Source organism: Saccharopolyspora phatthalungensis (genome assembly GCF_014203395.1).
GTDB classification, from domain to species: domain Bacteria; phylum Actinomycetota; class Actinomycetes; order Mycobacteriales; family Pseudonocardiaceae; genus Saccharopolyspora; species Saccharopolyspora phatthalungensis.
This window is the reverse complement of sequence record NZ_JACHIW010000001.1, coordinates 1541646-1564033: the sequence shown is the minus strand read 5'-3', so window position 1 is coordinate 1564033 and position 22388 is coordinate 1541646. Positions and strand designations below refer to the sequence as shown.

The 22388-nt window shown below is 69.7% G+C and carries 20 protein-coding genes; 15 read left to right on the top strand and 5 right to left on the bottom strand.

The features are described 5' to 3' along the window. Window positions 1-117 precede the first annotated feature (117 nt). Window positions 118-1362: a molybdopterin molybdotransferase MoeA gene (gene moeA, locus BJ970_RS06920; RefSeq protein ID WP_184725154.1), complete on the bottom strand. Its 1245-nt coding sequence runs from the start codon at window positions 1360-1362 to the stop codon at window positions 118-120. An 87-nt stretch (window positions 1363-1449) separates the two neighbouring features. Between moeA and BJ970_RS06915 the strand changes: the two genes are divergently transcribed. The 6 genes from BJ970_RS06915 to BJ970_RS06890 all read left to right on the top strand — a co-directional run bounded on the left by BJ970_RS06915 (window position 1450) and on the right by BJ970_RS06890 (window position 8910). After that, on the top strand, window positions 1450-2133 hold the full coding sequence (locus BJ970_RS06915) for a TIGR00266 family protein (protein ID WP_184725152.1): 684 nt from the start codon (window positions 1450-1452) through the stop codon (window positions 2131-2133). A gap of 428 nt (window positions 2134-2561) precedes the next feature. Beyond that, a complete protein-coding gene (locus BJ970_RS06910; protein WP_093268692.1) occupies window positions 2562-2765 on the top strand; it encodes a cold-shock protein in 204 nt (67 codons plus the stop codon). A gap of 147 nt (window positions 2766-2912) precedes the next feature. Next, entirely contained in the window at window positions 2913-4169 is a 1257-nt protein-coding gene (locus BJ970_RS06905) for a serine/threonine-protein kinase (RefSeq protein ID WP_184725150.1), read from the top strand. A gap of 255 nt (window positions 4170-4424) precedes the next feature. Further along, window positions 4425-6053, top strand: coding sequence for a chaperonin GroEL (gene groL / locus BJ970_RS06900; RefSeq protein ID WP_184725148.1), 1629 nt, complete (start codon window positions 4425-4427; stop codon window positions 6051-6053). A 93-nt stretch (window positions 6054-6146) separates the two neighbouring features. Continuing rightward, complete coding sequence (locus BJ970_RS06895; RefSeq protein WP_184725146.1) at window positions 6147-6812, top strand: copper homeostasis protein CutC; 666 nt, start codon at window positions 6147-6149, stop codon at window positions 6810-6812. A 109-nt stretch (window positions 6813-6921) separates the two neighbouring features. After that, a complete protein-coding gene (locus BJ970_RS06890; protein ID WP_184725144.1) occupies window positions 6922-8910 on the top strand; it encodes a glycoside hydrolase family 84 protein in 1989 nt (662 codons plus the stop codon). 39 nt (window positions 8911-8949) lie between these two features. Here the strand turns inward: BJ970_RS06890 and BJ970_RS06885 are convergent, their stop codons facing one another. Both BJ970_RS06885 and BJ970_RS06880 read right to left on the bottom strand, forming a co-directional pair. After that, the gene (locus BJ970_RS06885) at window positions 8950-9198 is read right to left on the bottom strand and encodes a PspC domain-containing protein (protein ID WP_184725142.1); all 249 of its coding nucleotides are present in this window, start codon (window positions 9196-9198) and stop codon (window positions 8950-8952) included. A gap of 119 nt (window positions 9199-9317) precedes the next feature. Then, on the bottom strand, window positions 9318-9875 hold the full coding sequence (locus tag BJ970_RS06880) for a suppressor of fused domain protein (RefSeq protein ID WP_184725140.1): 558 nt from the start codon (window positions 9873-9875) through the stop codon (window positions 9318-9320). Between the two features lie 114 nt (window positions 9876-9989). On the opposite strand from BJ970_RS06880, the gene BJ970_RS06875 reads away from it, so the two are divergent. The 9 genes from BJ970_RS06875 (at window position 9990) to BJ970_RS06840 (ending at window position 20599) form a co-directional block, all read left to right on the top strand. Beyond that, complete coding sequence (locus BJ970_RS06875; RefSeq protein ID WP_221467066.1) at window positions 9990-11237, top strand: transposase; 1248 nt, start codon at window positions 9990-9992, stop codon at window positions 11235-11237. Further along, the gene (locus BJ970_RS36960; RefSeq protein WP_221467065.1) at window positions 11171-11695 is read left to right on the top strand and encodes a transposase; all 525 of its coding nucleotides are present in this window, start codon (window positions 11171-11173) and stop codon (window positions 11693-11695) included. The genes BJ970_RS06875 and BJ970_RS36960 overlap by 67 nt, the downstream gene beginning before the upstream one ends. Before the next feature lie 522 nt (window positions 11696-12217). After that, a complete protein-coding gene (locus tag BJ970_RS06870; protein ID WP_184725138.1) occupies window positions 12218-13135 on the top strand; it encodes an AAA family ATPase in 918 nt (305 codons plus the stop codon). A 40-nt stretch (window positions 13136-13175) separates the two neighbouring features. Further along, window positions 13176-14306, top strand: a complete 1131-nt coding sequence (locus BJ970_RS06865; protein WP_184725135.1) for a vWA domain-containing protein — start codon at window positions 13176-13178, stop codon at window positions 14304-14306. A gap of 117 nt (window positions 14307-14423) precedes the next feature. Continuing rightward, window positions 14424-15539 (top strand): XdhC family protein, encoded by a 1116-nt coding sequence (locus BJ970_RS06860; protein ID WP_184725133.1) that lies wholly within the window; start codon window positions 14424-14426, stop codon window positions 15537-15539. Window positions 15540-15666: 127 nt separating this feature from the next. Beyond that, window positions 15667-16248, top strand: a complete 582-nt coding sequence (locus BJ970_RS06855) for a (2Fe-2S)-binding protein (protein ID WP_184725131.1) — start codon at window positions 15667-15669, stop codon at window positions 16246-16248. Then, window positions 16245-18677 carry a xanthine dehydrogenase family protein molybdopterin-binding subunit gene (locus BJ970_RS06850; RefSeq protein WP_184725129.1) on the top strand — a complete coding sequence of 811 codons (2433 nt, stop codon included), beginning with the start codon at window positions 16245-16247 and terminating at the stop codon, window positions 18675-18677. The genes BJ970_RS06855 and BJ970_RS06850 overlap by 4 nt, the downstream gene beginning before the upstream one ends. Then, complete coding sequence (locus BJ970_RS06845) at window positions 18674-19528, top strand: FAD binding domain-containing protein (RefSeq protein WP_184725127.1); 855 nt, start codon at window positions 18674-18676, stop codon at window positions 19526-19528. Before BJ970_RS06850 ends, BJ970_RS06845 begins: the two co-directional genes overlap by 4 nt. A 279-nt stretch (window positions 19529-19807) precedes the next feature. Continuing rightward, window positions 19808-20599 carry an SRPBCC family protein gene (locus tag BJ970_RS06840; protein WP_184725125.1) on the top strand — a complete coding sequence of 264 codons (792 nt, stop codon included), beginning with the start codon at window positions 19808-19810 and terminating at the stop codon, window positions 20597-20599. Window positions 20600-20630: 31 nt separating this feature from the next. Here the strand turns inward: BJ970_RS06840 and BJ970_RS06835 are convergent, their stop codons facing one another. Both BJ970_RS06835 and BJ970_RS06830 read right to left on the bottom strand, forming a co-directional pair. Then, complete coding sequence (locus BJ970_RS06835) at window positions 20631-21614, bottom strand: o-succinylbenzoate synthase (protein WP_184725123.1); 984 nt, start codon at window positions 21612-21614, stop codon at window positions 20631-20633. Window positions 21615-21691: 77 nt separating this feature from the next. Continuing rightward, on the bottom strand, window positions 21692-22342 hold the full coding sequence (locus tag BJ970_RS06830) for a suppressor of fused domain protein (RefSeq protein WP_312864145.1): 651 nt from the start codon (window positions 22340-22342) through the stop codon (window positions 21692-21694). Window positions 22343-22388 lie beyond the last annotated feature (46 nt).

The window sequence follows — 22388 nt, the reverse complement described above, 5'->3', positions numbered from 1 at the left end:
TCTGAACCGTCAACAAGACGATCTTCCGGGCCCGCTGCGGCGGGTGGTCGCGGCCATGCCGCGCGCCCGGCGCCGGGTGTGGTCGAGCCCATCGGACCTCGCGGTTCTCGGCGGACCTTAATCCAGCAGCATCACGTCCACTGTGGCTCCGGCGGCGAGTTCGGTGACGTCTTCGCGGACCTCCAGCAGGCAGTTCGCCTTGGCCAGGCCGGCCAGCAGGTGCGAGCCGGGGGCGCCCTGTAACGCGACGGTGCCGGTGGCCTCGTCGAACAGGCCCCTGCGGTACTGGCGCTTGCCGGCCGGGGCGGACAGTGGCTCGATAAGCGTCGCTTGCCGCATCGGGCGGCGGGTCGCCCTATGCCCAGCGGCGGCGCGCAGCGCGGGCCGCACGAAGACCTCGAACGAGACCATCGCGCTGACCGGGTTGCCCGGCAGGGTCACCACGGCGACGCCGTCGCGGTACCGGCCGCAGCCCTGTGGCATCCCCGGCTGCATCGCGACCTTGGTGAACTCGACGCCGGTTCCCGTCAGTGCGTCCTTGACGACCTCGTAGGCCCCCGCGCTGACGCCGCCGGAGGTGATCAGCAGATCGGTGGAGTTCAGGTGCGGGGCGAGCGCGGCGTGGAAGGCATCGACGTCGTCCGGCACGAATCGCAGCAAGGTGGCTTCGCCACCGGCCTCGCGCACCGCAGCGGCCAGCATCAAGCCGTTGGACTCGTAGATCTGCCCGGGCTGCAGGGCGGTTCCGGGCGCCACCAGCTCCGACCCGGTCGACAGCACCAGCACCCGCACCGGCTGGTGCACCGACAACTCCGCGGCTCCGACGGCGGCCGCGACGCCCAGTTGCGAAGGCGCCAGCGTGGTGCCCGCCGCGAGCACGGTGGCACCGGCCGTGACGTCCTCACCCGCGCGCCGAACATGCGCTCCCGGCTGCACCGATGCGAACACCTGCACCTGCTCGGCACCGCCGTCGGTGCGTTCCACCGGGATGACCGCGTCCGCTCCCGGCGGCACCTGCGCGCCGGTCATGATCCGGTGCGCGGTACCGGGCTGCAGCGGCGGCACGTCGACCCGGCCCGCCGGGATGTCCTCGTGCACCGGCAGCTTCACCGGCTGCTCCGGGGTGGCGCCGGCCAGATCCACCGACCGCACCGCGTAGCCGTCCATCGCGGAGTTGTCGAACGGCGGCAGCGAGATCGGTGCGGCCAGATCCTCGGCGAGGGCGAGCCCCAGGCAGTCCGCCAGTGGCTTGGCCAGTACTGGGGTCGGGGCGAGCAGGGCGGCGATCTTCGACCGGTGGTCGGCGACCGCGGTCAGGGCTGGGGTTCCGGTTCCGTGCGACACGCCCAGATCATCGGTCATCGGTGCCCCCGCTGTCCCTACCGGCGTGGAAATCGTCGCACTGATCGCGTGGCAGACTCGTCAACGGTCTCGTCTAGGAGGTACCCCGTGCAGGTTCGCACCCGTCACACGCCGTCGTTCGGGGTGGCCCGGCTGCTGCTCGCCCCGGGTGAGCCCGTGCAGGTCGAGTCCGGCGCGATGCTGGCCACCAGCTACGGCGTGACCGTCGAGGCCCGCGCGCAGGGCGGCTTCCTGAAATCGCTGGCACGCGCCGCGCTCGGCGGCGAGTCGTTCTTCGTGTCGACCTACACGGCCCCGCAGCAGGGCGGCTGGGTGGACGTGGCGCCGAACCTGCCCGGCGACCTGAACGTGCTCGAACTCGACGGCCGGGTTGGCTGGTGCGTGACCAAGGGCTGCTGGCTCGCCTCCGCGAGCACCGCGCAGGTCGAGACGCAGTGGGGCGGCTTCCAGAACCTCTTCGGCGGTGAAGGCGGCTTCATGACCCACGTCGGCGGCCAGGGCCCCGTGGTGGTTACCTGCTACGGCGCGCTGGACGTCGTGACGTTGCAGCCCGGCGAGTACGTCACGATCGACACCGGCCACGTGGTCGCTTACGCCGACACGGTGCAGAGCCGGCTGCGGCAGATGAACCAGGGCATCACCCAATCGCTCAAGAGTGGCGAGGGCCTGGTGTTCGATTTCGCCGGGCCCGGTCAGGTGCTGACCCAGACCCGCAATCCCCGAGGACTCGTCAGCTGGTTGCAGGCCAATGGCCTGGGGGCTCGTTCCTGAGTGGCCCAGGCTCGCGGCGGTGTGTGTGGCGGACGCTGCGAAATCGGCGATCGCCGTTCACGGCCGCGGGATGACTTGCGCATGCCCGAGGAAGCGGCATCGGCGCGGAACTCCTGGACCGCATTTTGGGGTGCGAGTCCGCGGCGGTGCCGACCGCATGCGTGGCGCGGGTGGGTGACGTTGCTTATCGAACAGGACGAGGTAGATTTCGCCAAGGGCGGAAATGGATTCCTGCACTCGGGGGAATTGCGTCCGTCAACCCTACTTCGATAACTGAACGTGGCCGGAAAGAGCACCCATTCGGCCCAGTGTTTAACGGAAAAGTTGCATTGCCGAACACGCGACGAGGCTTGATTTCTGGGGTAGCGTGGCCGTTGCTCCAGCGACGTTTGGCGCGTCGTGCATCACTTTTTCATGAGGAGGACGCCGTGGCGGTCGGCACGGTCAAATGGTTCAACTCGGAGAAGGGCTACGGATTCATCGCAACGGACGGTGGATCCGATGTGTTCGTCCATTACTCCGCGATCAACATGTCTGGTTTCCGAACCCTTTCCGAAGGGGATCGGGTGGAATTCGAAGTAAAAGCGGGACGTGACGGCCGCACCCAAGCAGACGGAGTCCGCAAGGTCTGAAGCCTCGTTCTGCGCACGGCCCGGTTCCCCTGGCGGGGACCGGGCCGCAGCGTGTTCGGCCGACCGGTCAAGCCGCCCGGGATCGATGTCGTCACGGTGTGGCCAACCCGAGGACGTGCGTGATCGCGAAACGTTAGGCTGCTTCGCGTGTCGGAAGACCTCACCGGGCGGCGCCTCGGCCACTACAAGATCGACGGAGTGCTCGGTCGCGGCGGCATGAGCGTGATGTACCGAGCCACCGATGTCCGGTTGGGCCGCAAGGTCGCGCTCAAGGTCATGGGTGAGCACATCACCGGCGACGCCGAGTTCCGCGAGCGGTTCGTCGACGAGGCGCGCAACACCTCCGCCATCGACCACGCCAACATCGTGCCGCTGTACGACTTCGGCGAGGTCGACGGCATGCTCTACATCGCGATGCGGTTGGTCGACGGGTCCGACCTGGCCAGCCTGATCAAGGACGGGCCGATCTCGCCCAAGCGCACCCTGGAGTTACTTTCCCAGGTCGCCGAGGCGCTGGACATGCTGCATGAGCGCGGGCTGGTGCACCTCGACCTGAAGCCCGCCAATGTGCTGGTGACCTCGCGCGAATCCGCCAACGAGCACGTCTACCTGGCGGATTTCGGCCTCACCAGGCGCGGCGCGACCGGCCACCGCACCAGCAGCGGCGACTTCCTCGGCTCACCGACCTACGCGGCCCCCGAGCACCTGCGCGGCGAGCCGGTGGATGGCCGCACCGACCTGTACGCGCTGAGCTGCATGCTGTTCGCCTGCCTGACCGGGCGGGCGCCGTTCCGGGGCCAGGTGCAGGAAGTCATCCAGGGTCACCTGGGTGCCGAGCTGCCGTCGGCGACCTCGTTGGTGGTGCTGCCCAGCGGTATCGACGAGGTGCTGCGCCGCGGCATGGCGAAGAAGGCCGACCGGCGCTTCGACACCTGCAAGGAGCTGATCGCCGCGGCCCGGTCCGCGCTCGGTCCGGCCGCCGGGGAGAACCCGCCGCCCCGGCCGGCAGGTCCGGTGGGCCCGATGTCCGGGCCGCAGCCGGCGCAGTACTCGCCGCCGGGACCGCCCGGCCACCCCGGTCCGCAGGCGCCCCCGAGGCCGCCCGGCTACCCGACTTACCAGCAGCAGCCGCCGCGCCCGCTGCCGCCACCGGGCAACGACCCGGTGCGGCTGCGGCCGCCGAGCCCGGCCGGCTCGGCCTCGTTCGCGACCAAGTCGGGCGGCTCGGCGAAGTGGATCGTGCCCGTGCTCGTCGGTATCACGCTGGTGGTCATCGTGGTCATCTTCGTGGTGATGGCCAATTCCATCGGCGGCGGTTCCGGCAGCGGCGAGACCAGCTCGACGACGCCGGGAACGTCCTCGCACAACCACAGCCGCCTGCCCACCTCGGTGCCGACGCGCTGACGGCCGGACTGCCCCGACCGGTCTTACCACGCGGGCGTCGCTTGCACTCGCCCGGTGAGAGTGCTAAACACGGTACTGGCACTCAGCAAGGTTGAGTGCCAGGTCGGGACGGTGAGGCCGTCTCCGGCGGTGCCACCGACGGTACCGCCGAAACGGTCGTCCGTCGCGGGCACCGAGCCTGGCCGAGCACGAGTCCTGCCGTGGGGTGCGCAATCCACCTCCGCGGCGTCCAGACAGGTGGAGGACCACACCGCAATGGCCAAGATGATCGCGTTCGACGAGGACGCCCGCCGCGGTCTTGAGCGCGGCATGAACACCCTCGCCGACGCCGTCAAGGTGACGCTCGGCCCGAAGGGCCGCAACGTCGTGCTCGAGAAAAAGTGGGGCGCGCCGACCATCACCAACGACGGCGTCTCCATCGCCAAGGAGATCGAGCTCGAGGACCCGTGGGAGAAGATCGGGGCCGAGCTGGTCAAGGAGGTCGCGAAGAAGACCGACGACGTCGCGGGTGACGGAACCACCACCGCCACCGTGCTGGCCCAGGCGCTGGTGCGCGAGGGCCTGCGCAACGTCGCGGCCGGCGCCAGCCCGATCGCCCTGAAGAAGGGCATCGAGAAGGCCACCGAGGCGATCGCCGAGCAGCTGCTCAAGAACGCCAAGGAGATCGAGACCAAGGATCAGATCGCCGCCACCGCCGCGATCTCGGCCGGTGACCGTCAGATCGGCGAGCTGATCGCCGAGGCGATGGACAAGGTCGGCAAGGAAGGCGTCATCACCGTCGAGGAGAGCAACACCTTCGGGCTGGAGCTGGAGCTCACCGAGGGCATGCGCTTCGACAAGGGCTACATCTCGCCCTACTTCGTGACCGACTCGGAGCGGATGGAAGCGGTCCTCGACGACCCCTACATCCTGCTGCTGAGCAGCAAGATTTCCAACGTCAAGGACCTCCTCCCGCTGCTGGAGAAGGTCATGCAGGCCAACAAGCCGCTGCTGATCATCGCCGAGGACGTCGAGGGCGAGGCGCTGGCCACCCTGGTCGTCAACAAGATCCGCGGCACCTTCAAGTCGGTCGCCGTCAAGGCCCCCGGCTTCGGTGACCGCCGCAAGGCGATGCTGCAGGACATGGCCATCCTCACCGGCGGCCAGGTCATCAGCGAAGAGGTCGGCCTCAAGCTGGAGAACGCCGACCTGAACCTGCTGGGCCACGCCCGCAAGGTCGTCGTCACCAAGGACGAGACCACCATCGTCGAGGGTGCCGGCGACGACGAGCAGATCGCCGGGCGGGTCAACGAGATCCGCGCCGAGATCGAGCGCTCGGACTCCGACTACGACCGCGAGAAGCTGCAGGAGCGGCTGGCCAAGCTGGCTGGCGGCGTGGCCGTCATCAAGGCCGGTGCGGCGACCGAGGTCGAGCTCAAGGAGCGCAAGCACCGCATCGAGGACGCGGTCCGCAACGCCAAGGCCGCGGTCGAGGAGGGCATCGTCGCCGGTGGCGGCGTCGCGCTGCTGCAGGCCGCCCAGGTCGCCTTCGACGGGCTCAAGCTTGAGAACGACGAGGCGACCGGTGCCAACAGCGTGAAGATCGCCGTGGAGGCCCCGCTCAAGCAGATCGCCATCAACGCCGGCCTTGAGGGCGGCGTTGTCGCGGAGAAGGTCAAGGGTCTGCCCTCCGGCCACGGCCTCAACGCCGCGACCGGTGAGTACGAGGACCTGATCCAGGCCGGCGTCCTCGACCCGGCCAAGGTCACCCGTTCCGCGCTGCAGAACGCCGCCTCCATCGCCGCGCTGTTCCTGACCACCGAAGCCGTGGTCGCGGACAAGCCGGAGAAGGAGAAGGCCGGCGCTCCGGACCCGACCGGTGGCATGGGCGGCATGGACTTCTGATCCGCGCCGCTGTCATTTTCGAAGGGCCGTCCCCGCTGGGGGCGGCCCTTCGAACGTTCGCGATGTCCGGCGCGGTGCGGTTACGGTGCGGGTATGGGCGCGCTGTTGGAAGTGATCGTGCTGGACGCCGCCGATGCCGAGGCCGCGCAGGCGGGCGGTGCCGACCGGCTGGAGCTGGTGCGGGACCCCGCCGTCGGCGGCCTCACACCGGACCAGACCACCGTGCGCAGCGTGCTCACGGCCACGGACCTGCCGGTGCGCGTCATGGTGCGTGATGAGCCTGGGTTCGCCGCGGACGTCGAGGTCTTGCGCCGGCGGGTGGGGGAGCTGCGTGCGGCCGGCGCGGAGCAGTTCGTGCTCGGGTTCCTCGACGCCTACGACCAGGTCGATGTCGGCGCCACCCGCGACGTGCTCGCCGAGCTCGACGGCTGCCCGTGGACCTTTCACCGAGCACTGGATCACGCCGCCCAGTACCGGCTGGCCTGGGACCACGCGGTGTCCCTCGGCCCGGACACCGTGCTCACCGCCGGCGCCCCCGGCGGAGTCGACGATGGCCTTGCCGACCTGCGGGAACTCGCCGCGCGGCAGGACATCGACGGCGTGACGCTGCTCGTCGGCGGCGGTCTGCGCGAGGAGCACGTGCCCGACCTGCGGGCTTGCGGTGCGCGTGCCTTCCACATCGGCACCGGCGCCCGCGCCGACGGGTCGGTGCGGGCGCAACGGGTGCGCACCTGGCGGGACCTGCTCGCTACCGCCTGAAACCTCCACCGCATTGTTCTTTGTCCGGGTCTGGTTTCGGGTGCGGGGGCGGCCGGAACCGGCGTGTGATCTCCTGGGGGTCGGTGGTAATCCAGTCGAGGTAGGAGTCATGCTCGTTCGAAATGCCCGGCGGTCGGCCTCGGTCGCGACGCTCCTGTGCGCCGTGCTGGCGGGTTGCACGAACACTGCGCCGCAGGCGCCGACACCGACGGCGCCGCCGCCGTCGCTGCCCGCGACCGGACTGCCGCAGGTCACGCCGCAGCCGCGGGAAATGAAACGGCTCGGTGATGACATCCCCGTGCGGGGCAAGGTCGAAGTGGTCGTCGACCCGATGGTCGACCAACCGACCCGCGACCTCGCCGAACAGGTGCTGCGGCAGGCGGGGGCCGGTGACGTGGTGGTGCGAAATCCCGGGCCGCGCGCCGAGGACGCCACGCTGAGCATCCGCATCGGCGACCGCGTATCGCCGTCGGTGGTGAAAGGGCTGCAGGACTTGAACTACGCCGCGCCGGCGCCGCTGCCCGCCGAGGGATACGTGCTGGCCGGGCGTGGTGACGGCACCCCGACCCTGTTCATCGGAGCCTCCGATGCCGCCGGTGCCTACTACGGCGTGCAGACGCTGCGGCAGATCGCCTCGCCGGGCCGCATCGCCGGGGTCGGCATCGTGGACCATCCGTTGATGCCGCTGCGCGGCACCGTCGAAGGCTTCTACGGGCCGCCCTGGACGCACGCCGAACGCATGGACCAGTTGGCCTTCTACGGCGATGTCAAGCTGAACACCTACATCTACGCGCCCAAGGACGACCCGTACCACCGGGAGAAATGGCGTGAGGCGTATCCGCCGGACGAACTCGCCCGGGTGCAGGAGCTGATCCGGCAGGCCGAAGCGCACCACGTGAAGTTCACCTTCGCGCTCTCGCCGGGCACGTCGATCTGCTACAGCGATGACGCCGACTTCCGCGCGCTGGCGGCCAAGCTGCAGGCGATGTACGACTCGGGGGTGCGCGACTTCTCCGTGCCGCTGGACGACATTTCCTACACCCGCTGGAACTGCCCTGGTGATGAGGCGAAGTACGGCAGGCCGTCCGAAGGCGCGGCCGGACGGGCGCAGGCGGAGTTGCTCAACCGCGTGCAGCGCGAATTCATCGACACCCACCCCGGTGTGGCGCCGCTGCAGTTCGTGCCGACCGAGTACTCCGACGTGGAGGATTCGGCGTACAAGACGGCGATCCGGTCGGCGCTCGACCCGCGGGTGCTGGTGATGTGGACCGGCGACGGCGTGATTCCCCGGCAGATCACCGTCTCCGACGCGCAAAAGGCCGAACAGGTCTGGGGGCGCAAGGTCTTCCTGTGGGACAACTACCCGGTCAACGACTTCGACGGCTCCGCCGGGCGGGTAATGCTCGGCCCGTACGACAAGCGCGAACGAGGGTTGAGCGGGCAACTCGCCGGCGTTGTCGTGAACCCGATGAACCAGGCTGCGGCGAGCAAGGTCGTGGAGCTGGGTGCAGCCGATTTCGCCTGGAACGACGCGGCTTTCGACCCGCAGCGGGCCTGGCGGGCGGCAGCCGAGTACCTGGCCGGGAAGCAGGCGGCCGACGGAATGCCGGACCCGGCGAGTGTTGCGGCGCTGATGGTGTTCTTCGACCTGGAGCACATGGCGCCGCTGGCCAGCGGGCGGCCGTGGCTGCCGCCGGCGCCGGAGTTGGCGCGGCAGATCACGGAGTTTCGCGACCGCTGGGACGGCGGCGACCGCGCGGGCGCGGTGCAGCAGATGCGCGGGTACGCACAGGCGATCGCGGATGCGCCGGCGCGGATCGGTGCGGGCGCGCCGGCGGACTTCGTTTCCGATGTGCGGCCGTGGCTGACTGCCACCGAACTCTGGGGCAAATCGTTGCTGGCCACGATCGACGGCTTGCAGGCTCGGGCGAAGGGCGACGAGGCGAGTGCCTCCGGGCGCTTCACCGCGGCACAGCAGTTCGCGGATCAGGCCAAGCAGATCCGCACCCTGCCCGGCGAGGTTCGACCCCAGGGCCAGGTCCTCGTGGCCGACGGCGTCCTCGACACCTTTATCGAACAGGCGCCCAACATCCGCTAAACGGCGCGATGGGGAATCGGAGTCCGGCCGCCCCGAGGGTCATTCCTGCGGGACGATCAGCCAGCAGACGAGGTAGATCACGATCCCCATGCCGAAGCCGAGCAGGGTGGCGGCGACCAGCAGGACGCGGATGATCGTGGCGTCCACGCCGAGCGTCTTGGCCGCGCCGCTGCAGAGCCCGGCGATCATGGCGTCGTCCCGGTCGCGCCGGAACCTCCGCACCTGCCGCTCGGTGGTCCCGGTATCGGTGGTCTGGGCGCTGTCGATGCTGGAGAAGTTCTCAGTCATGCTCCTAGCCTGCGCTCCGGCAAGCAGCGGGACCTCGGGGAACGACCCCGAGCCGCCCCGGAGTCGTCCCGCGCCGACCCCTGATGCGGCACCCGGACCTTCGAAACGCGAGAAATGCCTCAGGCGGCCGAGGGACGGTGGATGTCGAGCAGGTTGCTGCTCTCCTGCTCCCAGGCGTCGTACAGGGCATCGCGGCCGTAGCGGGCCACTAGTTGCGCCTCGCCGCGGGTGATCGGGATCAGCGTGATGAGCTGCAGGACCGGTCGACCGCTGCCATCCAGCAGGACGTCGAAGGCGTCGCCGAGGTAGGGGTGCGGCGCGGCCAGGGCCCCGCAGATCTCGGTGTCCGGCAACAGGATCCGGTCGTTCATGATGAGCGCGCCGTAGCCGACGCGGCTGTTGCTCTCGGTCAGCAGTTCGGCGACCACGGCGGTGAGGTGTCGCGCGTAGCGCTCCTGCTCCGCCCGCAACGTGCATACCAGTTCCTGCGGCAGCGGTGCGCCAGCGGTGCGGTCGCGCAAACCGCTGGTCAGGACCGAGACGTGCGCGCCGTCGGGGTGGTCGCAGTAGACGAGGTGATAGTTGCGTTCGCGCCCGTTGGCATCCCGGCCGTCGGCGCCGCGGACCCGGCCGACGTGTGTCTCGACGTGTGCGGGAAACCCGCTGAACCGGCTCATGCACCACCTCTCCGAACCCCCAGCGATCCTAGCTAGGTGGCTGGTGTTTTGGGTTGCTAAGGATCGGGGTGTGTCGGTGTTCCGTCGGGGTGATCGTTTGGCAGGATGTCGGGGGTGACGTTGGGACGCGCGCCGCGGCAGGGTGATCTGCTGCGATCGACGGTGGATTACTGTGAGGGCCGGGTCGCGGCGGGTTCGATTTATGGGGTGTTGCATCGGGAGTGCTTCAGTCTGTTCCCGGATGAGATGTTCGCGGATCTGTTCACCGATGTGGGTCGCCGGTCGGTGCCGCCGATGATCGTGGCGGTGGTGATGGTGTTGCAGCGTGTCGAGGGCCTGTCGGATCGGGAGGCGGTGGAGCGGTTCGCATTTGACACGCGCTGGAAGTACGCCGCCGGTGGCCTGGATTTCGACTATCCGGGGTTCGTGCACACCGTGCTGGTGGACATGCGGGCCCGGTTGGCCCGCTCGGCTCGGCCGGACCGGATCTTCGAGACGGTGCTGGATGTCGCGCGTCAGGCGGGTCTGGTCGGGTGCAGGAGGGTGCTGGACTCGACCCCGTTGTATGACGCGGTCGCGACGATGGACACCATCACCCTGATCCGCTCGGCGATCCGTGGTCTGCTGGCCACCGCTGAGGCCGGACTGGCCGCCCGGTTGCGGGCGGTGCTCACCTCCGGAGATGACTACGCCGGAGCGGGCAAACCCCTGATCGACTGGGACGACCAGGCCGCCCGGGAGGCGTTGATCGACTCCCGGGCCCGGGACGGGTTCGCGATGCTGACCCTGATGGAAGGCCAGAAGTGGACCAAGTGCGTGGATGAGGCCGCGCGCCTGCTGGCCACGGTGCTGGGCCAGGACCTGACCGAAGACAGCGACGGGGTGTTCCGGATCGCCCGCCGGGTCGCCCCGGACCGGGTCATCTCCACCGTCGATCCCGAAACCCGCCATGGCCACAAAACGCAGGCCCGCGGTTTCGACGGCTACAAAGGACATCTCGCCATCGACCCCGACAGTGAGATCGTCACCGCCACCGAAGTCACCCCCGGCAACAGCGGCGACGCCGAGACCGCCGAGACCCTCCTGTCCGACATCCTGCCCTCCGAAGCCGAAGCCGAAGCCGAAGCCGAAGCCGAAGCCAAGCCGAAGCCGAAGCCGAAGCCGAAGCCGAAGCCGAAGCCGAAGCCGAAGCCGAAGCCGAAGCCGAAGCCGAAGCCGAAGCCGAAGCCGAAGCCGAAGCCGGGGATGAGGGTCAGGCCGCGGTATATGGGGATGCGGCCTATGGGGCGGGGGAATTGCTGGAAAGGCTGGACGAGAATGGGATCCACAATGGGCTCAAGGTGCAACCGCCGGCTGCGGTGAAAGGCCATTTTCCCAAGGACCGTTTCGATATCGACCTTGAGCAGCAGACCGTGACCTGCCCGGCCGGGCATACCGCACCCATTCGCGCCCGTGAGCGTCACGCTGGGGCGGCCAACTTCGGCGTCGTGTGCGCCACCTGCCCGCTGGCCGCACAGTGCACCACCGCCAAGACCGGCCGCACCATCACCATCAGCCCCCACGAAGCCGCACTGGCCGCCGGTCGTGCCCGCCAGACCGACCCCGCCTGGAAGGCTGACTACCGCGCCACCAGGCCCAAAGTCGAACGCAAGATCGGCCACCTGATGCGCCACCGCCACGGCGGACGACGGGCCCGTGTCCGAGGACTGCGGAAAGTGGCCGCTGATTTCTCGCTGCTGGCCGCCGCGGTCAACCTCGCTCGACTGGGCGTGCTCGGGATAACCCGCAAGGCAGGCGGATGGGCCGTGACGACCGCCTGACCAGACCAACGCCCAGCCCATCACCAACACCACACGTCCTCCCCACCGATAACCGGCACACGCGACACACAAACCCACCGACCACACTCGAAAACGATCGGCAATCACACCCACCGCCCGCCACGCTAAGACCAGAGCAAACACCTCAAAACCCCGTTCGACACCAGCCACCTAGAGAGTGTTTCAAAAACTGGTGTGCTTAGCGGTGCAGGTAGCGCAACCTCAGACGCCGCCTGGGCTCCGGGATCCCCGACTTATGTATGCCCAATACGCGGCGCTGGGGCTGTCCTCGCCAGGCGACGCCTGAGAACCCGCGGCGGTGCAAGCTGAGTCCCACACCGCAAGCGGCTTACGCCGCTTATAAACAGAACCTAGAGCCCGTTCCGGAACGTGATCTGCGCAGGCGGTCGGCAGCCGATCCCGGCCTTGGCAGGTGACACAGTGATCCACGCGGTGGGGGAACTCGTTATCGGATGATCGGCTGATCGCCTTGCGGCCGGTAGTTCGCCTACGCTCGGCGGCATGGCGGTGGATGACGCGCTCCAGATGAAGTCCCCGGCCGAGGTCGCGAAGGCACTGGATGAGACCGGGTACCTGCCCGACGAAGGAATCGCGACGGCGGCGTTCCTGGCGATGCGGATGCGTCGCCCGCTGCTGTGCGAGGGCGAACCCGGCACCGGCAAGACCGCGTTGGCGCAGGCCCTGGCCACGGCGCTCGGGGTGAACCTGATCCGGCTGCAGTGCCATGAGGGGATCGACGCCGCGCAGGCGCTCTACGACTGGGACTTTCCGCGTCAACTGCTGCACCTGCGCACCCTGGAGGCGGCTTCCGGGGGCGAGCTGGACGCCGACGCCGCCGAGTCCTCCCTGTACACCCCGAGGTTCCTGCTGGCGCGGCCGTTGTTGCGCGCGTTGCAGGAGGCGCCTTGCGTGCTGCTGGTCGACGAGATCGACCGAGCCGACGACGAATTCGAGGCGTTCCTGCTGGAGGTGCTGTCGGAATACGCGGTGACCATTCCGGAGTTCGGAGTGGTGACGGCGCCGGAACCGCCGATCGTGGTCCTGACCTCAAACCGGACCCGCGAGGTGCACGACGCGCTGAAGCGCCGCTGCCTCTACCACTGGCTGGAGCACCCGGACCTGGATCGGGAGGTGGCGATCCTGCGCCGTCGCCTGCCGGGCCTGGAGAGCCGGCTGGCGGAGCAGGTGGCCGCGGCGGTGCAGCGGATGCGGCAGATGGAGCTGCTGAAGCCGCCCGGGGTGGCCGAGGCGCTGGACTGGGCGCAGGCGTTGCAGGCGCTCGACCGGGACGAACTGGACACCGAGGTCGCCGCGACCACGCTGGGCGCGGTGCTGAAGTACCGGGAGGACACCGAGCGGGTCCGCGCGGCGGGCATCGTGGGCGATTTCCAGGGAAATCAGCGCGTCGATTTCCCTTGAAGTCGCCGCCCAGCGACACCGAAGGTTCAGGAGGGGGCCGATGGAGCACACCGTGACCGGGCTGGTCGGGTTCGCCCGCGCCCTGCGGCACTCCGGGATGGCCTGCGGCCCCACTCGCGTCCAGGCATTCCTCGCCGCCACCGAGCACGTCGGCCTTGACGACCGCTCCGCGGTCTACTGGGCCGGCCGCCTAACGCTGTGCTCCGAACCGGATGATGTCGCGCGCTACGACGCGGCCTTCGACTCCTGGTTTGGCGTCGCGGTCCTGCCCACCGAGTCGCCGGGGCGTCCGCTGCCGCGTCCGGCGCGGATCGCCGCGCTTTCCGCTGCGGACGGCGCGGGCGACGGCGACGCGGACAAGCCGCTCGCCGCTGCTGCGAGCGACGCGGAGGTGCTCCGGCGACGCGACCTCGCGGAGCTCGGTGTGGCGGAGCGCGAGCACCTGCGGCGCATGCTCGCGGTGCTGCGTCCGGAGCCGCCGACGCGCCCCGCGCTGCGGCATCGCCGCAGCAAGCGCGGAACGCTCAGCCCGCGCGCGACGCTTCGCGAGCTGCTGCGCGCCGGCGGTGAGCCGATGCGGTTGCCGCGGCAGCGGCGTTCTCGTCGGCCCCGCCGGGTGGTGCTGTTGATCGACGTCTCGGGTTCGATGAGCCCGTACGCCGACGCGCTGCTCCGGTTCGCGCACGTCGCGGTGCGGCGATCGCCGGCCAGCACCGAGGTCTTCACCCTGGGCACCCGCATGACGCGGGTGAGCAGGCAGCTCCGGCAGCGCGATCCGGAAGCGGCGTTGTTGGCGGCTTCCCGGGCCGTGCCGGACTTTTCGGGTGGCACCAGGCTCGGCGAGACGCTCCGGGTGTTCTTGGACAGGTGGGGGCAGCGGGGGGTCGCGCGGGGTTCGGTGGTCGTGTTGTTCTCCGATGGCTGGGAGCGCGGCGACTCGGCGGAGCTCGCCGAGCAGATGCGGCGGTTGCGGCGGCTGGCCCGCGCGGTGATCTGGGCGAATCCACATGCCGGGCATGACGGATACCAGCCGGTGCAATCCGGAATTGTGGCGGCCATGCCGCACGTTGACCGAATGGTGGCCGGGCACAGCCTGCGCTCCCTGGAGGACGTGTGGTCGTGGGTGCGCCGGTTGTCCCAGCCCGGGTACGAACCGGTGGGTGCGGCCTGAGGCCGACTACCCGGAACCGGAGGAAGACGTGTCAGTTTCCAGGCATTGCCGACGTCCAACGCGACTCAAGCGGAACTGGCGCAGCGCCGGGAGGCGTCGAGTAAGCGGAGGTGCGCTGTGCGTGACGTGCTGGACGAGTTGACCAAGCGGTGGGAGGCGGGCGAGGCCATCGGACTGGGCACCGTGGTCGCGACGTTCCGGTCGGCGCCGCGACCGCCCGGGGCCTCGATGCTGGTGACCGAGGGCGGCGAGGCCGTCGGCAGCGTGTCCGGCGGGTGTGTCGAGGGCGCGGTCTACGAGGAGGCGACCGGCGTGCTGGAGGGCTCAGAGCCGGTCCTGCGCCGCTACGGCGTCAGCGACGACGACGCCTTCGCAGTGGGTCTGACCTGCGGCGGGATCCTCGACGTCTTCGTAGAGCGAGTGGATCGCGAGACCTTCCCGGAGCTCGACGTGGTCGCCACGTCGGTTCGCGCGGAGGAGCCGGTCGCGATCGCCACCGTCCTGGAACACCCCGATGCCGCGAAGGTCGGCTCGCATCTGCTGGTGTGGCGCGAGCGCACCAGCGGCGGCCTCGGCTCGGCGCGGATCGACGACGCGGTGATCGACGACGCGCGCGGCATGCTGGCCAGCGGCCGCAGCGGCGTCATCGAGTACGGCCCGGAGGGACAGCGTCGTGGCGAAGGGCTGCGGGTGTTCGTGAACTCCTTCGAACCGCCGCCCCGGATGCTGGTGTTCGGCGCGATCGACTTCGCCGCGGCGATGGCCAGGATGGGCGCCTTCCTCGGCTACCGGGTCACGGTCTGCGACGCGCGCCCGGTCTTCGCCACGCACAGCCGGTTCCCCGGCGTCGACGACGTGGTGGTGGACTGGCCACACCGCTACCTGATGGCCGAGGCGGAGGCCGGGCGGCTGGACGGGCGGACCGCGATCATGGTCCTCACCCACGACCCGAAGTTCGACGTGCCGGTGCTGGAGGCGGCGTTGCGGCGCAACGTCGGCTACGTCGGCGCGATGGGTTCCCGGCGCACCCACGACGACCGGCTGCGGCGGCTGCGCGAGCAGGGCTTGACCGACAACGAGCTGGCCAGGTTGTCCTCGCCGATCGGTCTGGACCTGGGTGCCCGGACTCCGGAGGAGACCGCGGTGTCCATCGCGGCTGAGCTGATCGCCCTGCGGTGGGGCGGCCGCGGCGTGCGGCTTTCCGAAATCGAGGGACCGATCCACCATCACTAGTGAGCGTGGGTTGCCCGCGGTCGATCGAAGTAGCAGGCTCACGAAGTGACGCCCGTCACCTAGACGGTGCAGTCTGTTCCAGCTCGTCCGCGCACCGCGGGCCAGTTCCTCTGAGGAGGCCGCCCAAATGCCGCGCATCACCGTCCACGTCGACGGCACCCAATACACCGATGAGGTCGAGCCGCGCCTGCTGCTCGTCCAGTATCTCCGCGAACGTCTCGGCAAAGTCGGCACGGTCGTCGGTTGCGATACCAGCAACTGCGGCGCGTGCACCGTCCACCTGGACGGGCACAGCGTGAAGTCGTGCTCGGTGCTTGCGGTGCAGGCCGACGGGCACGACGTCACTACCATCGAGGGGCTCGCCCAAAACGGCCAGCTGCACCCCTTGCAGCAGGCGTTCCACGACAACCACGCTTTGCAGTGCGGGTACTGCACCCCGGGGATGATCATGCAGGCGCTGGACCTGCTCGCCGAGGTGCACCAGCCCGACGACCAGCAGATCCGGGAGGGGATGGAGGGCAACCTCTGCCGCTGCACCGGCTACCAGAACATCGTCCGCGCGGTCCGCGACGCGGCCGAGCGCATGCAGCCGGGCGCCGGTCCTGCCGCGGAGCAGACCTCCGAAGGAACACAGTCCCAGGCTCCGAGCCCGCGAACGCCCGGTGACGCGCAGGTCGAGACGAAGGCGACGGGAGGTCGGCAGTCATGACATCGGTCCTGGAACCCGAACTCGGGCGTTCCCGCAAGCGCAAGGAAGACGCGCGGCTGATCACCGGCCGCACCCGCTGGACCGACAACCTGACGCCCGCGGGCACACTGCACCTGGCGATCCTGCGCAGCCCGGTCGCACACGCCCGGATCACGTCGATCAACACCGACGAGGCGCGCCGGATGTCCGGTGTCGCGGCGGTGATCACCGGTAGGGACATCGCCGACGAGCAAGGCAGCCTGCCTTGTGCGTGGCCGATCACCGAGGACATGAAGGCACCGGCGGCACCGCCGATGGCGGTGGACACGGTTCGCTTCGCCGGAGAAGCGGTCGCGGTGGTCGCGGCGCGCAGCGCGGCCGAAGCGCGCGACGCGCTGGACGCCATCGACATCGACTACGAGGACCTGCCGGTGGTGCTCGATATGGAATCGGCGTTGCGGGCGGATTCGCCGTTGGTGCACGACGATCTGGGCACCAACCGCAACGCGACCTGGACGTTCGACTCGGCCGAGGCGGGCACCGGCGGCGATGTCGAGCAGGCGCTGGGCAGCGCCGAAGTGCGCATCGACCGGACCTTCCGGCAGCAGCGGCTGATCCCGGCGTTCATGGAACCGCGATCGGTGGTCGTCGACCCGACCGGTGAGCAGATCACCATGTGGTCGGCCACCCAGGTGCCGCACATCCTGCGGCTGATGCTGGCGATGTCGCTCGGCGTGCCGGAGCAGAAGATCCGGGTCATCGCGCCGGACGTGGGCGGCGGGTTCGGCGGCAAGCTCCAGGTGACACCGGAGGAGTTCATCGCCTTCGTGCTGGCCCGCAAGCTCGAACGGCCGGTGAAGTGGACCGAATCCCGGTCCGAGACGATGGTCTCCGCGCACCACGGCCGCGACCAGATCCAGAAGCTGTCGATGTCGGCGACCCGGGATGGCAAGATCACCGGGCTGAGGGTCGAGCTGCTCGCCGACATGGGCGCCTACCTGCGGCTGGTCACGCCGGGCATCCCGATCCTGGGCGCGTTCATGTTCAACGCGATCTACAAGATCCCGGCGTACCACTTCAGCTGCACCAACGTGTTCACCAACAAGACGCCCACCGACGCCTACCGCGGGGCCGGCCGGCCGGAGGCCACGTTCGCCATCGAGCGGATGATGGACGAGCTCGCCAACGAACTCGGCATGGACGCGATGGAGGTGCGGCGCAAGAACTGGATCGGGCACGAAGAGTTCCCGTACAACACGGTCGCCGGCCTGACCTACGACTCCGGCAACTACGAGGCCGCCACCGACAAGGCCATGGAACTGTTCGGCTACCAGGCATTGCGCGAGGAACAGGAGGAACGGCGCCGCTCGGGCGATCCGGTCCAGCTGGGCATCGGCATCTCGACGTTCACCGAAATGTGCGGGCTGGCCCCGTCGCGCGTGCTGGGCTCGCTGTCCTACGGCGCGGGCGGCTGGGAACACGCCTCGATCCGGGTGCTGCCGACCGGGAAGGTTGAGGTCGTCACGGGGACCTCGCCGCACGGGCAGGGGCATGAGACGGCGTGGAGCCAGATCGTGGCCGACCGGCTCGGTGTCCCGTTCGAGGACGTCGAAGTGCTGCACGGCGATACGCAGGTCGCGCCCAAGGGCATGGACACCTACGGGTCGCGGTCGCTGACCGTCGGCGGCATGGCGGTGGTCAACGCGGCCGACAAGGTCGTGGAGAAGGCCAAGAAAATCGCCGCGCACTTGCTGGAATGCGCCGAGGACGATGTGGAGTTCGTCTCGGGGCGATTCGGGGTCCGCGGCACCGACCGGGCCACCGCGCTGGCCGAGGTGGCGCTCGCCGCCTTCGCCGCGCACGATCTGCCGGACGGGGTGGAGCCGAACCTGGACGCCGACGCGACGTTCGACCCGGACAACTTCTCCTTCCCGCACGGCACCCACCTGTGCGCGACCGAAGTGGACACCGAGACCGGGCGGGTCCAGATCCGCAAATACGTCTGCGTGGACGACATCGGCAGCGTGGTCAACCCGCTGATCGTGGAAGGCCAGGTGCACGGCGGGTTGGCGCAAGGCATCGCGCAGGCGCTGTTCGAGGAGGCCGTCTACGACGAAACCGGCACGCTCACGACCGGGACGCTGGCCGACTACCTGGTGCCGTCGGCCGTCGATCTGCCGGATTTCGTCACCGACCGCACCGAAACCCGCGCGACGTCGAATCCGTTGGGCGTCAAGGGGGTCGGCGAGGCGGGCACCATCGCCTCGACTCCGGCGGTGGTGAACGCGGTCGTGGACGCCCTGCGGCCGATGGGCGTCAATGACGTGGAGATGCCGTGCTCGCCGCAACGGGTGTGGCGGGCAGTGACCGGTGCTCGCGAAAGTGACGTCATCGCGCCGGAGGCCGGCGGTGGACTCGGCTCGATGGACACCCAGGGAGGTAACCGGTGATTCCCGCCCAGTTCGATTACGTCGCACCCTCCACTGTGGAGGAAGCGGTCGTCGCGCTCACCGAAGCCGGCGAGGACGCCAAGGTGCTGGCCGGCGGGCAGAGCCTGCTGCCGGTGCTGCGGATGCGGCTGGCCGACCCGCGGGTGGTCGTCGACCTCGGCCGGATCGCCGCGCTGCGCGGCGTGCGCGAGGACGGCGATGCCCTGGTCATCGGCGCGATGACCACGCACCACGACGTCATGGGCGATCCGCTGGTGCAGCGGCACGCGAAGCTGATCACGCTGGCCACCCGCACGGTCGCCGATCCGCAGGTGCGGCACCGCGGCACCTTCGGCGGCTCGCTGGCGCACGCCGACCCGGCCGGGGATCTGCCCGCTCCGGCGCTGGTGCTGGATGCCGAGATGGTGGTGGCCGGGCCGTCCGGGCGGCGCACCGTGCCGGCCGCGGAATTCTTCGTCGACTACTTCACCACCGCGCTGCAGCCCGGCGAACTGCTGGTCGAGGTGCGGATGCCGAAGTGGACGGGGTGGAGCGCGCACTACGAGAAGTTCAGCCGCGTCGCCCAGGCATGGTCGATCGTTGGCGTGGCCGCCGCGCTGCGGGTCTCCGACGGGACGATCGCCGAGGCCCGCGTCGGGCTGACCAACATGGGGCCGACGCCGATCCGGGCCCACGGTGTCGAGCAGGCTCTGGTCGGTCAGCCCGCCACGGCGGAGGCCATCCGGGCGGCGGCCCGGCATGCCACCGAAGGCACCAGCCCGGCGGCCGACTCCAGCGCGGACGTCGACTACCGCGAGCACCTTGCCGAGGTGCTCACCGGTCGAGCGGTGCTCGCGGCGGCGAGCGGCTAGGCCCGGCAGGACGACCGGCGCGGGTACTTCGGGATGCCGGAGAGGTGTGGTTCCGCACGATGGCGCAGCTGCTCAATTCGCGCGCTGCGCCACGCAAGAGGAATCTGCAGACAGCCTCCAGCGTGCCCCGGAGTACTCGCGTTCGGTTGCATTGAGTGATCCGAATGGGGTATCCACCGGCCCTGCGGGCTGGGAAGCTGTGGGTGGACTGTTGAAACGGCTTCCTCAGGAAGGACGGCTCTTTCGAGCCGAGCTCGGTCGAACCAGGAGGACCCTCTAGTGCAGATGCAGCACCAGTTCAGCGTTCCGGTGCCGGTGGACGTGGCGTGGCAGGCGCTGCTCGACCCGGAGCGGGTCGCCCCGTGCATGCCCGGCGCCACGCTCACCAAGGCCGAGGGCAACGAGTTCGCCGGTTCGGTCAAGGTAAAGCTCGGCCCGGTCACCCTGCTCTACAAGGGCACCGGCATTTTCAAGGACGTCGACGAGGCCGCCCGCCGGGTGGTCATCGACGCCAGCGGCAAGGACGCGCGCGGTAGCGGCACGGCCGCCGCGACGGTCACCGCGGCGCTCAAGCCGGAAGGCGACGCCACGGCGGTCACCGTGGACACCGACCTGAAGGTCACCGGCAAGCCGGCGCAGCTCGGTCGCGGGCTGATCTCCGAGGTCGGCGGCAAGATCCTGAACCAGTTCGCCGTCAACCTCGCGAAGCGGCTCACCGAGGAGGAACCGGCCGCGGCACCGGCCGAGAAGGCCGCTGCCCCGGTCGCGGAAGGCCCGGAGGCCGAGGCGAAGCCCGAGCCATCGGCGGTCGCCACGGGGCGGGCGAACTGGCGGGTCACGCCGGCAGGTAGCCAGCAGACGTCGTTCGTGAGCACGGCAAAAGAAGAACCATCGCGAAAGGCGGACGCGGTGATGACCGGCGGCGTGGCGCCGTCAGACGAGGCAATCGACCTCCTCGGCACGGCGGGAGCCCCGCTTCTCAAGCGTCTGGCCCCGGCCGCGGTCGCGATCGTGGTCCTGGTTATCGCCTTCCGCATCATCCGGCGCCGACGCCGCCGCGCACGCGCCTGAACACCGGCGAGCACGCACGTCCTAGGCCGCGCTATGGCAGCAGGCTATGCACCCGCCGGAGCCGGTCGAGCCAGATGCGCTGCACGTCGGCGGGCGGCGTAGCCGCCGCGACCAGCGCAGGATCCGGCTCCGGCGGACGGCGGGGCACCGGCAGGCGGCCGCTCACCGGAAGCAGCGAGTCGGCGACGACGTCGCCGTCGAGCAGCGCCATCGTGCCGAGGCCGCAGGCGAAGGGGAGCTCTGGTAGCGCGCCCGCCAGGGCGAGCTGCGCGGCGAGGCCGACGCTGCTCTCCACCGCGGAGGACACGACGCAGGGCAGGCCGCAGGACTCTGCGACTCGCAGCGCGCGGCGAACGCCGCCGAGCGGCGTGGCCTTGATGATCGCGACGTCGGCCGCTCCGGCGACCGCCATGCGAAGCGGGTCGTCGGCGTGGCGAATGCTCTCGTCGGCCGCGATCCGGACGTCCACGCGGCCCCGGACCGCAGCCAGTTCGTCGATCGTCGGGCACGGTTGTTCCGCGTACTCCAGGCCTCCGGCGGCCTTGTCCAGTTCGCGGATTCGGGCGATCGCCGTTTCGGCGTCCCAGGCGGCGTTGGCGTCGACCCGGATCGCGCCGTTCGGCCCCAGCGCGTCGCGGACCGCCGCGACACGTTCGACGTCGTCACCGGGAGACTGGCCGGGCTCGGCGACCTTGATTTTCGCCGTGCCGCACCCGGATGCCGCGACGATCGCCGCGGCCTTGTCCGCCGGCACTGCGGGCACCGTGCAGTTGACCGGAATGCTGTCGCGCATCGGCTCCGGCCAGTCCTCGGTGCACGCCTCCAGTGCAGCGCGCAGCCACGGCACGGACTGGTTGTCGTCGTAGTCCTCGAACGGACAGAACTCACCCCACCCGGCCGGACCGCTCAGCAGGACTCCGCGCCGGACCGTGACGCCGCGGAACCTGTTGCGCATGGGCAGCGCGTACACCCGAACCGCGTCCAGTTCCGCTAGGTCGATCGTCGCCGAGTCCATGGTCTGATCCTTTCAGTCCGCCGTCGCGACGGCGATTTCAAGGGAAATCGGCACGTCGATTTCCCATTGAAATCGCTCTACACCACGCTCGGGCGACCGAGGTCGAACACGTCCACCTCGAATCGGGCCCACTGCTGGCGCAATGCGGTGACGCCGTTGTCGAGGATGAAGTTCAGCTCACCTAGGGTGACCGGCAGCAGCGTGAACACCTGGAGCTGCTCCACCCCGTCGGGATCGGTGAACCTGGTGAACTCGGGCGGGAACAGCGGGTGGCCGGAGGCCAGCACCCCGTGGAACTCGGTGCCCGGCAGCAGCGGCTTCTTGTTCGGCACGATCTGGTCCGGCACCAGGTAGGTGCGATGCTGCACCAGCAACTCGGCGGTGAGGTCGACCAGGTGCCGGGCGGCTTCGGTCTGCTCCTTGTAGACCGTGCAGGCGAGCTCCTGGGCGGGCTCGGCCCCCAGCGGCTGGAAGCGCAGCCCGGTGCTGATCACCGTCGTCAGGTGGTACTGCTCCTGGTGGAAGAACACCAGCCCGTAACCGCGATTGGTGCCATGCACGTTCGGGGGTTCGGCCCCGGTCGGCGCGCCGGCGTGGCGTTCGAGGCTTTCCGCGAGTCCGATGAACCGGTGCGCGCCGCCCATCGCCGCGCGTTCCTGTTCGGTGGCCATCCGATCTCCAGTGTCTTCGCGGACTCCGAGCAGCGCCTCGGTGCTGCGTGCGTGCACCGCAACGGTAGCCGTTGCGGTGCCGAACACGGACCCTTTTGGGTGA

Excerpts from the sequence above, each read along its gene's own strand:
- moeA (WP_184725154.1), bottom strand. The coding sequence starts at position 1,362 with ATGACCGATGATCTGGGCGTGTCGCACGGAACCGGAACCCCAGCCCTG.
- groL (WP_184725148.1), top strand. The coding sequence starts at position 4,425 with ATGGCCAAGATGATCGCGTTCGACGAGGACGCCCGCCGCGGTCTTGAG.
- BJ970_RS06895 (WP_184725146.1), top strand. The coding sequence starts at position 6,147 with ATGGGCGCGCTGTTGGAAGTGATCGTGCTGGACGCCGCCGATGCCGAG.
- BJ970_RS06890 (WP_184725144.1), top strand. The coding sequence starts at position 6,922 with ATGCTCGTTCGAAATGCCCGGCGGTCGGCCTCGGTCGCGACGCTCCTG.
- BJ970_RS06885 (WP_184725142.1), bottom strand. The coding sequence starts at position 9,198 with ATGACTGAGAACTTCTCCAGCATCGACAGCGCCCAGACCACCGATACC.
- BJ970_RS06880 (WP_184725140.1), bottom strand. The coding sequence starts at position 9,875 with ATGAGCCGGTTCAGCGGGTTTCCCGCACACGTCGAGACACACGTCGGC.
- BJ970_RS06870 (WP_184725138.1), top strand. The coding sequence starts at position 12,218 with ATGGCGGTGGATGACGCGCTCCAGATGAAGTCCCCGGCCGAGGTCGCG.
- BJ970_RS06865 (WP_184725135.1), top strand. The coding sequence starts at position 13,176 with ATGGAGCACACCGTGACCGGGCTGGTCGGGTTCGCCCGCGCCCTGCGG.
- BJ970_RS06855 (WP_184725131.1), top strand. The coding sequence starts at position 15,667 with ATGCCGCGCATCACCGTCCACGTCGACGGCACCCAATACACCGATGAG.
- BJ970_RS06850 (WP_184725129.1), top strand. The coding sequence starts at position 16,245 with ATGACATCGGTCCTGGAACCCGAACTCGGGCGTTCCCGCAAGCGCAAG.
- BJ970_RS06835 (WP_184725123.1), bottom strand. The coding sequence starts at position 21,614 with ATGGACTCGGCGACGATCGACCTAGCGGAACTGGACGCGGTTCGGGTG.